Genomic DNA, 11,656 nt, shown 5'->3' on the forward strand with positions numbered 1-11,656 from the left:
CGAGTGATGGCAGCAAAACGGGCGCGGGCGGTGACGGCAGGGGTCGGATCGGCCGATAATGCTCGGCTTGCCAGAAGTGTGACGGCATCGGAACGATGTCCCGCAGCCCACCCTCGCCGACCTCCGCTCGGCCCCAGCGCAGTCTTGCAGATCCGGTGAAACGCAGCGATTTCCACTACCAGCTTCCGCCCGAGCTGATTGCTTCCGAGCCGCTTGAGCAGCGCTCGGCCAGTCGGCTGCTGCGCGTGCCGCCGGCACCGGCGCCGTTCGAAGATCGACAGATGCGCGACTTACCTTCGCTTCTGCGCTCGGGCGATCTACTGGTACTGAACGACACACGGGTGATTCCGGCTCGGCTGTACGGCCAGAAGACGACCGGTGGCCGGGTCGAGATCATGATCGAGCGGGTGATCGGTCAGCATGAGGCAATCGTCCAGCTGGGGGTGAGCAAGCCGCCGAAGGAAGACGCCGTGATTGAGCTCGATGCTGGCGGCAGCTTCCGCGTATTGTCGCGCGACGGAGGCTTTTATCGGCTGCGTTTGCAAAGCAGTGAAACCATGGAGCACCTGCTGTCGCGCGCCGGTCATTTGCCCTTGCCGCACTACATGGGGCGCGAGGCGGTGGCGGCCGATACCGAGCGCTATCAGACCGTATTTGCCCGCCACGCCGGCGCCGTGGCAGCGCCGACCGCGGGCCTGCATTTCGATGCGCCCCTGCTTGATGCGGTGCGCGAACTAGGTGTTGAGATTGGCCATGTCACTCTGCATGTCGGCGCCGGTACCTTTCAGCCGGTGCGCAGCGAACTGGTGCACGAGCACCGGATGCATAGCGAATGGCTGAATGTCGGCGCCGAGCTGGTCGAACAGGTGCGGCACGCCCGCCGCCGCGGCGGCCGCGTCATTGCGGTGGGAACCACCGTGGTGCGGGCGTTGGAATCGGCCAGTCAGGGCGGCGATCTGAAACCGCTGGCCGGCGAGACGCAGATCTTCATCTTTCCCGGCTACAAGATCCGCAGCGTCGATGCCCTTATCACCAACTTCCACTTGCCGGAGAGTACCTTGCTGATGCTGGTTTCCGCGTTTGCTGGCCGCGAGCGTGTGCTGGCCGCCTACCAACATGCCATCGAGCAGCGCTACCGTTTCTATTCCTACGGCGACGCCATGTGGCTGGAGCCCGACGCATGAGTCGAATGCAGTTCTCTCTGTTGGGAACAGACGGCGCCGCGCGTCGCGGACGTCTGAGCTTTCCGCGCGGCACGATCGAAACGCCGTGCTTCATGCCGGTGGGGACCTATGGCTCGGTCAAGGGCATGACGCCAGTTTCGCTGCGCGAGCTCGGCGCCGAGATCATTCTGGGCAATACCTTCCACCTGTTCCTGCGTCCCGGACTCGAGGTGATCGAACAGTTCGGCGGGCTGCACGCATTCATTGGCTGGGATCGGCCGATCCTCACTGACTCCGGTGGCTTTCAGGTGTTCTCCCTGGCGCATCGGCGCAAGATCACCGAAGAAGGGGTCAAGTTCGCTTCGCCGGTAGACGGCTCCAAGGTGTTTCTGTCGCCAGAAGAAAGCATGCGCATTCAGCGCGTGCTGGATTCCGACATCGTGATGATCTTCGATGAGTGCACGCCGTATCCCGCCACCGAGGAGGTGGCGCGCAAATCGATGGAGCTGTCATTGCGCTGGGCCGAGCGTTCCAAGCAAGCCCATGCGGGCAACGATGCCGCCCTGTTCGGCATCGTGCAGGGCGGGGTCCATGCCGGGCTGCGCGAACGCTCGGCCGCCGGACTGATCGATATCGGCTTTGACGGGTATGCCGTGGGTGGTCTGGCCGTGGGCGAGCCGCAGCACGAGCGCGAGCGCACTCTGGAAGACACCGTGCCCATGCTGCCGACGGACAAGCCGCGCTACCTGATGGGCGTAGGGCGCCCGGAAGATCTAGTCGAAGCGGTGCGGCGCGGCATCGACATGTTTGATTGCGTGATGCCCACCCGCAATGCGCGCAATGGCCATTTCTTCACTCGCTTCGGCACCGTGCGCATACGCAACGCCAAGTACGAGAAGGACGTGGCGCCGATTGATTCGGAGTGCAGCTGCTACACCTGCCGTTCTGGCTTCAGTCGTGCCTACCTGCGTCATCTCGACCGCTGCAACGAAATGCTCGGTCCGATGTTGGGCACGATCCACAATCTGCACTACTACCAGGAGCTGATGGCCGGCATGCGGCAGGCCATCGAACAGCGGCGGCTGGCGGAGTTCGTGGTCGATTTCTACCGTCGTCGCGGCTCGGATGGCTGAAATTCGAAGAAATCCGCCGATTGGCCCTTGCAAATCGCCGAATCGTCCCGACGTGGCATAATCGCCGGTCTTTGACTCCGGGCTTGGGCGTAAAGCGGCCCGAATCAACCATTTACGAATTACAAGGACATCGCAATGCAGCTTCTCGACTTCTTGATCAGCCCGGCTTTTGCCCAGGCGACGCCGCAGGGGCAGGGATCTCCCATGTCCTTGCTAGTGATGATGGGACTGATGTTCGTGGTGTTCTACTTCTTCCTCATTCGCCCGCAGAGCAAGCGTGCGAAGGAGCACCGGGCGATGCTGTCGGCCTTGTCCAAAGGTGACGAAGTGGTCACCGCCGGTGGCCTGGCTGGTCGCGTTGACGAACTGGGCGATGCCTTCGTGACCGTTGAGATCGCTCAGGGCGTGAAGGTCAAAGTGCAGAAGCACGCCGTCACGGCCGTGCTGCCCAAAGGCACGCTGAAATCGGCCTAAGGCAAGTCCGCCACCCCTTTCATTCACTTCTGACGCGGCATCGCCGCCCCGGTCCGCCATGCTCGAATTTGCACGCTGGAAATACATCCTCGTAATGCTGGTCTGCGTGATCAGCGTTATCTATGCCGTTCCAAACATCTTCCCGCAGGATCCCGCGGTGCAGGTCAATGGCAACCGCGGCACCGTGGTCGATCAAGCCGTATTGGAGCGCGTACGTGGAGCGCTCGAGGCGAGGGAGATCGGCATCAAGAACGCCGCGGTCGAGAACGGCAGCCTGCTGGTGCGGTTGAACTCGTCCGACGATCAGCTGCTGGCGGCCGATCTGGTCGGTGCCGAACTGGGCCAGAACTACACGGTGGCGCTGAATCTTGCCTCTACCGTGCCGGACTACCTGGAGCGCATCAAGGCCACGCCGATGGTGCTCGGCCTCGATCTGCAGGGTGGCGTGCACTTTCTGATGGAAGTGGATGAGAAGGCCGCTCTCGACAAGCGCGCCAATGTGCTGGTTGAAGATATTCGCAGCATTCTGCGTACGGCCGAGATTCGCAGCACTGAAATCAGCCAGACCGAAAGCGGCGTATTCATCGCACTGCGTGACGCTGCCGAGGCTGGCAAGGCCGCACAGGCGATCACCGCCGAGTTGCCCGAGCTGATCGTTGAAGATGGCAGCACGGAAGGCACGCTCAACGCCAATATTCGCCCGGTCGAGCTGAAGTCGATTCTGGACAACGCGCTGGAGCAGAACATCAGCACCCTGCGCGATCGCATCAACAGCCTCGGCGTGTCCGAGCCGGTCATTCAACGCCAAGGCTCTTCGCGCATCGTGGTGCAGCTGCCGGGCGTGCAGGACACCGCCATGGCCAAGCGCATCCTCGGCGCCACCGCGACCCTGGAATGGCGTGCGGTGATGGGCGACAGCCCGGATTCGGCCTTTGAGGCCGAGCGCTCGGGGCGTATTCCGCCCGATGCCCGTCTGTACAAGCGCCGTGAGCGTGGTGCCGATGGCAATCAGTTTCCGGTTCTGCTGTCCAAGCGGGTGATTGCTTCCGGCGACCAGCTGGTCAATGCCACCTCAGGCTTCGATCCGCAAAGCGGTGGCCCGATGGTGTCGATACGTCTCGACAGCACCGGTGGTCAGCGCATGCTGGAGCACACCACCGACAACGTCGGCAAGCAGATGGGCGTGGTGTTCATCGAGCGCATTCCGGAAAACAAGATGGTCGACGGCAAGGAAGTGCGCAGCATCCGCATCAATGAGGAGGTGATCTCGGTTGCCACCACCCAGGGTGTGTTCGGCAAGCAGTTTCAGATTACCGGCCTGGAAAGCTCGCAGTACGCCAATGAACTGGCCATGCTGATGCGGGCTGGCTCACTGGCGGCACCGGTCGATATCGTCGAAGAGCGGGTGATCGGGCCGTCCCTGGGTCAGGCCAATATCGAGGCCGGCGCGCGCGCCATCGTGCTCGGTTTCGCCCTGGTCTGCCTGTTGATGATCGTCTACTACAAGCTGATGGGCGTGGTGGCGGTGTTCGCTCTGTTCATGAACCTGCTGATGCTGTGTGCCGTATTGAGCTTCCTCGATGCCACCCTGACCATGCCGGGCATCGCCGGCATCGTGTTGACCCTGGGTATGGCGATCGACGGCAACGTGCTGATTCTCGAGCGTGTCCGTGAAGAACTGGCGGCGGGCAACACGCCAGCGGCCAGCATCAAGGCCGGCTACGAGCGCGCCTGGACCGTCATTCTCGACTCCAACGTCACCAAGCTGATTGCAGCGCTGGCCTTGGCAGTGTTCGGCTCCGGCCCGATTCGCGGCTTCGCCATTGTGTTGCTGTGCGGCGTCGCAACCTCGATGTTCAGTTCGGTCACGATCAGTCGTGCCGTGGTCACCACGATTTATGGAGGTCGCCGCAAGGTGACCCACGTGTCGGTCTGAGGCAGGGATACCACCATGCAATTCTTTGATCCCAAGTCCAATATCAATTTCATGGGCATCCGCCGCGTCACCGTGGCGGTGTCGCTTGCCTTGGTGCTGATTTCCATCATCTCGCTGGCAACCCGCGGCCTCAACTTAGCGCTTGATTTCACCGGTGGCACCCTGGTTGAAGTGCTGTACGAGGAGCCGATCGAGCAGCCGGCCGTGGTGGCAGCGCTGGAAGCGGCCGAGGTGAGCGGTGCCGTGGTGCAGCGCTTCAGCTCGAAGAACTTCTCGATTCGGCTGTCGCCGGAGTCGGTGGAAAAGCTGGCCGACGAGAGCGAAGTGTCGCTCGACGAATCCTCGCTGGATGGACGCAATGCCGCGGTCGGTCTGGAAGTGATCAAGGCACTGTCGGTCGGCGGCAACAAGGTCACCATCAAACGCAGCGAGTTCGTTGGTCCGCAGGTCGGCAAGGAGCTGGCCTACAACGGTATCGTCGCAGTGTTCGTGGTGCTGACCGGCATCATGATCTACATCGCCATTCGCTTTGAATGGAAGTTCGCGGTGTCGGTGGTGGCCGGCGAGCTGCACGACGTCATCATCACGCTCGGCTTCTTCTCCCTGCTCGGCCTCGATTTCGACCTGACCGTGCTGGCGGCCATTCTGGCCGTCGACGGCTACTCGGTGAACGACAAGATTGTGGTGTTCGACCGTGTGCGCGAACTGTTCCGCTCGACCCGCAAGACCTCGCCAGAAGAGGTTCTGAACATGTCGATCAATCAGACCTTGGCGCGTACCATCATGACCTCGCTGACCACCTTGTTGACCGTGGTCGCGCTGTATGTGTTCGGCGGTCCAGCCCTGCAGGGCTTCTCGCTGGCGCTGATCGTGGGTATCACCGTCGGCACCCTGAGCTCGATCTTCTTTGCCTCGCCGGTGCTGCTCAGCCTGGGCGTGACCAAGCAGGATCTGATGCCGAAGGCCAAGGACGAAGAAGCGCTGGCACGTCGGCCGTAATCGAGGTTCACGTGGATAAGAAAAAGGCCGCCTTCGGGCGGCCTTTTTTTGTGTGCACGCCGGCCACTATTGGCGTGCAGGATTTGCACCTCTTGAAGGGGGGCTGTTGGTCAACGCCAGGACAGATGCCAGGGACCGAGAATGCGCAGGATCGATCTGCACGCTTGTGGCTCTGGTAGTTGCTGACCGCAGAAACCCGATGCGAACTCTCGACCCGAAACGGACGATGCCTGCCTTGTTCGCACTGAGAGACAGCCCGAAGGGCGGATGAGAGTCCGAGGGCTGCAGCGATGGAATCGCCTTGACGCACCCTGAGTTTGTCGAAGGGTGCCTTACCGAAGCGAGCCCTGAAGGTGCCCACGTGAGCATTGAGGTTGCAATGCTGGTCGGCTGGCTTCGACAAGCTCAGCCAGCGTGGCGGCGACCCGAAGCGGCTCCCCTACCCAGGAACCTCGCTATGCGAGGCCCCTGTGCAGGCAAAGATCGGCTCCCTAACCCCACCCCGGCCCTCGCCGAACATCGGGGAGGGAGTTCCGGGGCACCAGCCGGCGCGCGTTGTCAGTGCGCATCGATCTCTCCCCGTGGGAGAGGGGCCGGGGGTGAGGGCAGGGTGTCGTCAACGTTTGGTTGCAACCACACCCACGGCGTATTCGTACCCTCATCGGCCCTTCGCGCACCTTCTCCCACAGGAAGAAAGGAACAGCCCTGACAGCCCGCTCCTGGCCGTCTCCGGAAGCGGAGCCAGATTCGCCTGGTGGGTTGATCAACCACAGTGGCGCGAGACGCAGCGAACCGCCGGGGGGCCGCTTGCGACGTGGCGCCACCGATCAGTCGAACGCCGTCGCGTACCCGCTTTGCACCATGGCCCGACTCAAGGGGTCGCTGAGCTTGATGTTGCTGGCGATCAGCTGGCCGGCATCGAGCAGCTTGTCGCCGCCGCCGCGGAAGTCGCAGCAGCGACCTCCGGCCTCGCGCACCAGCAGCATGCCGGCGGCGATATCCCAGGGTTTCACTCCCGCTTCGAAGTAGGCATCGGCGCGGCCGGCGGCGACATAGGCCAGGTCCAGCGCGGCTGAGCCGGTACGGCGGATGTCTTCGGCCTCGGCTTCGGTGAGCAGTTGTTCGATCACTTTCAGCTGCGCGCCCAGACGCTTGCGTTCGCGCGGCGGAAAGCCGGTGATCAGCATGGCGCCGCTCAGTTCAGTGCGCTGGGTAACGCGGATGCGGCGCTCGTTGAGAAAGGCGCCACTGCCTTTGGAGGCGTGGAAGATCTCATTGCGCAAGGGGTCGTAGACCACACCATGGATTGGTTCGTCGCGATCGAGCAGGGCAATCGACACACAGTAGTGGCCGATGCCGTGCAGGAAGTTGCTGGTGCCATCGAGCGGGTCGATCACCCAGGTGAAACGGCTGTTGCCCTGCTTGCCGCTTTCTTCGCCCAGGAAGGCGTGATCAGGAAAGGCGCGCTTCAACTCGCGTATGATCTCGCGCTCGGCCTGGGCGTCGACTTCGCTGGCGAAGTCGTGCTTGGCTTTTTCGACCACATTGAGACCTTCGACGCGACCAATCTGGCGCACGATGAGGTTGCCGGCCTGGCGGGCGGCCTTGATCATGACGGTGACCGCAGGCTTTTGCATCCGAAGGTCCATGGGTTGGCTGTGAGAGAACCAACGCCGCTTGCAGCGGCGTCAAACGACCGGAAAGTTTAGCAGATGACAGCAGCTTCGCTGGAAAATGCCGCGTTGACCGACAGCCTGCGTTTTGTTTTGGTGGGTACGTCACACCCTGGGAACATCGGCAGCGCGGCCCGGGCGATGAAAACCATGGGGTTGCAGCACCTGCAGCTGGCGGCCTGCGAGTGCGATCCGTTCGCTGGTGAAGCCAAGGCAATGGCGTCGGGAGCCGAAGATCTGATCAATGCCGCACCGCAGTGGCCGAGCCTGGCCGATGCAGTGGCCGACAGCAGCCTGGTGGTGGGCACCACCGCCAGGGTGCGCCACGTGCGGATGCCGGAATGGTCGCCGCGGCAGGCGGCGGCTGAGATGCTGGCCGAGCTGCGGCGCGGCGGTCGAGTGTCCCTGGTGTTCGGCCGCGAACGGACCGGCCTCAGCAACGATGAGCTGCAGCTTTGTCACGCCGCCGTGCATATTCCCACTTCGACCGACTTTTCCTCGCTGAATCTTGCCGCGGCGGTGCAGGTACTGGCCTATGAGCTGCGTTGTGCGCTACTCGAGTCGTTGCAGCCGCGCAATGACAGCGCGTCGGATGAAGACAGCGACACCCCCGCCGAGCATGCTCAGATCGAACGCTTCTTCGACCACCTCGACCGCGCTCTGCATGCGATCGATTTCCACAAGGGACGCTCGCCAGTGACGGTGATGCGGCGGTTGCGCAGATTGTTTCTGAAAGCGCGCCCAAGCGAGCGCGAATTGCGCATACTGCATGGCATCCTCGCCGATGCGGAACGGATGGCTGGATTGGCACAACAGGACCGCTGATCATCGTGACTGCAGCGTTACAGCTTCGAGTCGTCCGCGCCGCGGCCAGTTGGCTGTTGGCGCTGCTATTCCTTTCTTCGCCGATGCCGGCGATTGCCAGCAATGCTGAGGTGGCCGAAGGCCATACCCTGGTGTTGGGGCGAATCAGCGATGACCCGAAGCGCCACTACGATCAGCTCAAGGCCTTGCTTGAGTATGTGGTGCCGCGGATGAATGATCTTGGCGTGCGCCGCGGCCGCGTGCTCATGGCTTCCGACGTGCAGCAGATGGCCAGCTATCTACGCCGCGGACGAGTCGACTGGGTGACCGAGACGGCCACCACCGGCATGTTGCTGGCCGAGCGCACCGGTGCCCAGCCCTTGGTGATCACCGAACGCGATGCGGCGCCCTTGTATCGCAGCGTCATCTTCGTTCGACGTGACAGTGGCATCGAATCCTTGCAGGAGCTGCGCGGCCACACCATCGCCTTCCAGAACCGCAACTCCACCAGTGCCTACTACGCGCCAGCGGCCGCGCTGTTGGAAGCGGGTCTGCGTCTGGAAATTCTGCTGTCGCCGCGCGATCTGCCAGCGGCGGATGTGGTGGGCTACGTGTTTGCCGAGTCGGAGTCGAATATTGCTGCCTGGGTGCACAAGCGGCTGGTGATCGCTGGCTCGTTCAGCAACCTCGATTGGCAGAATCCGCGTCGCCTGCCACCGCTGTTTCAGCGCGACCTCAAGGTGATTCACACCACGGAGCCCTACCCTCGCGGGGTGGAGATCACCCGCGCTGACATGCCGAGGGCTTGGGTCGAGCGCTTGCGCAAACTGCTGGTTCAGGCAGCCGATGATCCGCAAGCCGAGGAACACCTCAAGCGATTCTTCGGTACCAACCGGTTCTTGCCGATCGATGACGAGTTCCAGCGCGCCTTGCAGCAGACAGCGCAGGCGGCAGCGCGGGTGAAGGCGGTGATCGAATGAGTGTCGAGCACGGCCCGAGGCGCGCGCCGGCGCTGCGACTGGCCGGCTGGACCTTGTTGCTGGCCACCCTGGCCATGGGGACCGTGCTGCTGAGCTTCTGGTTCGGCGTTCGCGAGCAGGCCAACGCACAGCAGGGCCTGAGCGCGCTCAGTGTCGAGGCGATCCGCACCATGGCCAGCACCGGCGTGCGCAAGCGCGGTGAATCGATTGCGCGCATGTTGGCCGAGACCTTGACCAATCCGCTGTACTACTTCGATCTGTCCAGAATCGGCGAAGTGGTCGGTTCGGCGCAGAAACTGCCTGATGTGAGTTACGTGCTGGTATTCGATGACGCCGGTCTGATCGTGCATGATGGCTCCAGCGATATCGCCACCTTTGGCCAGCCAATGAACGATCCGTTTGGACGGGAAGCCGCGGCTGCGCTGAATTTGCAGAGTTTTAGCGGTGACGACCAGGTCGATGTAGTGATGCCGATGTACATCGGTGATCAGCGCATCGGCGGCGTTCGCGTCGGCATGTCGCTGCAGTCGGCGCGTGAGTTTGAGCTGGCCGCCAGCGCTGATCTGGGGCAGCGACTGGCCTCCCAGCGCGAGCAGGGCTTCCGTCGTCTGGCCCTGCTGTTCCTGGCCCTGGCCGCGGCGGCCGGTGCCTTGGTGCTGATTGTGAGCCGCGGCCTGGTCGGGCCGATCCGGCGTCTGGCCGCCGCCGCCCAGCAGGTTGCCGCGGGCGACTACAGCCTTAGCCTGCCGTTGCATCGTCGCGACGAGCTCGGTGAACTGCAGCGCGCTTTCCGCACCATGGCCGACAGCATCAGTCGTCATGAGCAGGAGATTCTTCGGCTGGCCTATACCGATTCGTTGACCGGCCTGGCCAATCGTCTGGCCTTTCGCGAGCGCCTCGACCAGCGTCTGGTCAGCGCGCGGGCGCAAGGGCAGAGCTTGGCGCTGCTGTTCATTGATCTCGACGACTTCAAGCGGGTCAACGATTCGCTGGGTCATGATGCTGGCGATCAGGTGCTGGAGCAGGTCGCTTCGCGACTGCGACAGCGCCTCGCGGCCCTGGACGAAACCGAGCCTTTGCTGGCGCGTCTGGGTGGCGATGAATTCGTCATCCTGTTCAGTGCCGGAGACACCGTGCGTGATCGTGCAAGACAGCTGGCGGAAACCCTGCTCAGCGAACTGCAGCGGCCGTTTCTGGCGGGCGGAGGACAGGCCTTTCTCGGTGCCTCGATCGGCATCACCCTGTATCCCAATGACGCCGGTGACGCCCGCGCTCTGCTCAAGGCCGGCGATCTGGCGATGTATCAGGCCAAGCTGGCCGGCAAGAATTGCCTGCGCTTCTTCCAATCGACCATGGATCATCAGGCGGTCAAGGATGCGCGGCTCGAGGCTGAACTGCGCGGTGCCTGGGAGCGCGGCGAGATCAGCGTCAATTACCAGCCGATTCTTGATGTGGCCAATCGCCGTCTGGTCGGTGCGGAAGCCCTGCTGCGTTGGGTTCATCCACGGCTGGGCGTGGTCGAGCCCAGTGCTTTTGTGGCGATCGCAGAACGCTGCGGGGTGATCGAAGAACTGGGGCGCGAAGTGCTGGTGGCCGCCTGCTGCGAGGCCAAGCTGTGGTTGCAGGACAACCCCAAACTGTTTGTTGCGGTCAATGTCTCACCGGTGCAGCTGCGCAAGTCGAATTTCTGTGATCAGGTGGCAGAAGCGCTTGGTAGCTCAGGCCTGCCACCATCGGCCCTGCATCTGGAGATCACCGAAACGGCAGTGCTGGGCGAAGAGGCCCAGGCGGCAGTGCTGGTTACGCGGTTGCGGGAGCTGGGTGTTCAGATCTGGCTGGATGACTTCGGTACTGGCTTCTCCGGCCTGACGCAACTGCGTCAGGTGCCGATCGATGGTGTCAAGATCGATCGCAGTTTCGTCGCCGAATTGCCGGCTGCCGGCGATGATCTGGCGCTCACCGGGGCAATCATCAGTCTGGCGCATTCGCTGGGGCTCGGCGTGGTTGCCGAAGGCGTGGAGACCGAGGCGCAGTTCGACTGGCTGCGCGAGCGCGGCTGCGACCAGGCGCAGGGCTTCTGGTTGGGGCGGCCGCTGAACGGCGAAGAATTTTCCGCACGCTTCCTCGGCGAGCAGCCGAGCATCAGCTGGGGGCGCAGCAGCGCCTGAGCCGACGCATCGATTCGGCAAGGGGAAGTCTGAACATCCTGTTCAACTTCAAGTTCCGCGCCTCCTGTACTGTTCGACAGGCTCACGGCATGTCCGCCTGCGCGAAAGATCCGGCAATTCCAAGCGGGGCGAGAGTTTCGACCGATGGTGTTGAGATAACAGAGTGTTCGCGATCTTTCGGCGCTGGCACGGCCCTCATTCGACCGCTGCGCGGCTACGCAGGGCATTCGCCCTGAGGTCCTTTGCGCCGATTGCCGCGTTGTTCGGCTGCTACGCAGCAACGGCTACTTCGTAGCCTGCGCCTTCGCTACGCTCGGTCGGCTGCT

At 62.9% G+C, this 11,656-nt stretch carries 9 protein-coding genes; 8 read left to right on the forward strand and 1 reads right to left on the reverse strand.

Annotated elements, in window-relative coordinates:
• Positions 1 to 155 precede the first annotated feature (155 nt).
• The 5 genes from queA to secF all read left to right on the forward strand — a co-directional run bounded on the left by queA (position 156) and on the right by secF (position 5,705).
• Positions 156 to 1,184 (forward strand): tRNA preQ1(34) S-adenosylmethionine ribosyltransferase-isomerase QueA, encoded by a 1,029-nt coding sequence (gene queA, locus IFO71_RS16750; protein WP_192030812.1) that lies wholly within the window; start codon positions 156 to 158, stop codon positions 1,182 to 1,184.
• Positions 1,181 to 2,296, forward strand: a complete 1,116-nt coding sequence (gene tgt, locus IFO71_RS16755) for a tRNA guanosine(34) transglycosylase Tgt (protein ID WP_192030813.1) — start codon at positions 1,181 to 1,183, stop codon at positions 2,294 to 2,296. The genes queA and tgt overlap by 4 nt, the downstream gene beginning before the upstream one ends.
• Positions 2,297 to 2,431: 135 nt before the next feature.
• The gene (gene yajC / locus IFO71_RS16760; RefSeq protein WP_192030814.1) at positions 2,432 to 2,770 is read left to right on the forward strand and encodes a preprotein translocase subunit YajC; all 339 of its coding nucleotides are present in this window, start codon (positions 2,432 to 2,434) and stop codon (positions 2,768 to 2,770) included.
• A gap of 58 nt (positions 2,771 to 2,828) precedes the next feature.
• A complete protein-coding gene (gene secD / locus IFO71_RS16765; RefSeq protein WP_192030815.1) occupies positions 2,829 to 4,706 on the forward strand; it encodes a protein translocase subunit SecD in 1,878 nt (625 codons plus the stop codon).
• 15 nt (positions 4,707 to 4,721) lie between these two features.
• Positions 4,722 to 5,705 (forward strand): protein translocase subunit SecF, encoded by a 984-nt coding sequence (gene secF / locus IFO71_RS16770; protein ID WP_192030816.1) that lies wholly within the window; start codon positions 4,722 to 4,724, stop codon positions 5,703 to 5,705.
• Positions 5,706 to 6,532: 827 nt separating this feature from the next.
• Here the strand turns inward: secF and IFO71_RS16775 are convergent.
• On the reverse strand, positions 6,533 to 7,342 hold the full coding sequence (locus IFO71_RS16775) for an inositol monophosphatase family protein (RefSeq protein WP_192030817.1): 810 nt from the start codon (positions 7,340 to 7,342) through the stop codon (positions 6,533 to 6,535).
• Positions 7,343 to 7,417: 75 nt separating this feature from the next.
• On the opposite strand from IFO71_RS16775, the gene IFO71_RS16780 reads away from it, so the two are divergent.
• The 3 genes from IFO71_RS16780 (at position 7,418) to IFO71_RS16790 (ending at position 11,330) form a co-directional block, all read left to right on the forward strand.
• Complete coding sequence (locus tag IFO71_RS16780) at positions 7,418 to 8,203, forward strand: RNA methyltransferase (protein WP_192030818.1); 786 nt, start codon at positions 7,418 to 7,420, stop codon at positions 8,201 to 8,203.
• 83 nt (positions 8,204 to 8,286) lie between these two features.
• A complete protein-coding gene (locus IFO71_RS16785) occupies positions 8,287 to 9,162 on the forward strand; it encodes a phosphate/phosphite/phosphonate ABC transporter substrate-binding protein (RefSeq protein WP_192030822.1) in 876 nt (291 codons plus the stop codon).
• Positions 9,159 to 11,330 carry a putative bifunctional diguanylate cyclase/phosphodiesterase gene (locus IFO71_RS16790; protein ID WP_192030819.1) on the forward strand — a complete coding sequence of 724 codons (2,172 nt, stop codon included), beginning with the start codon at positions 9,159 to 9,161 and terminating at the stop codon, positions 11,328 to 11,330. Before IFO71_RS16785 ends, IFO71_RS16790 begins: the two co-directional genes overlap by 4 nt.
• The last annotated feature ends 326 nt before the right edge of the window (positions 11,331 to 11,656 follow it).

This window comes from Pseudomarimonas arenosa (assembly GCF_014841215.1).
In the GTDB taxonomy this organism is placed as follows: domain Bacteria; phylum Pseudomonadota; class Gammaproteobacteria; order Xanthomonadales; family Xanthomonadaceae; genus Pseudomarimonas; species Pseudomarimonas arenosa.

Excerpts from the sequence above, each read along its gene's own strand:
- secF (WP_192030816.1), top strand. The coding sequence starts at position 4,722 with ATGCAATTCTTTGATCCCAAGTCCAATATCAATTTCATGGGCATCCGC.
- tgt (WP_192030813.1), top strand. The coding sequence starts at position 1,181 with ATGAGTCGAATGCAGTTCTCTCTGTTGGGAACAGACGGCGCCGCGCGT.
- IFO71_RS16790 (WP_192030819.1), top strand. The coding sequence starts at position 9,159 with ATGAGTGTCGAGCACGGCCCGAGGCGCGCGCCGGCGCTGCGACTGGCC.
- IFO71_RS16775 (WP_192030817.1), bottom strand. The coding sequence starts at position 7,342 with ATGCAAAAGCCTGCGGTCACCGTCATGATCAAGGCCGCCCGCCAGGCC.
- IFO71_RS16780 (WP_192030818.1), top strand. The coding sequence starts at position 7,418 with ATGACAGCAGCTTCGCTGGAAAATGCCGCGTTGACCGACAGCCTGCGT.
- IFO71_RS16785 (WP_192030822.1), top strand. The coding sequence starts at position 8,287 with ATGCCGGCGATTGCCAGCAATGCTGAGGTGGCCGAAGGCCATACCCTG.
- yajC (WP_192030814.1), top strand. The coding sequence starts at position 2,432 with ATGCAGCTTCTCGACTTCTTGATCAGCCCGGCTTTTGCCCAGGCGACG.
- secD (WP_192030815.1), top strand. The coding sequence starts at position 2,829 with ATGCTCGAATTTGCACGCTGGAAATACATCCTCGTAATGCTGGTCTGC.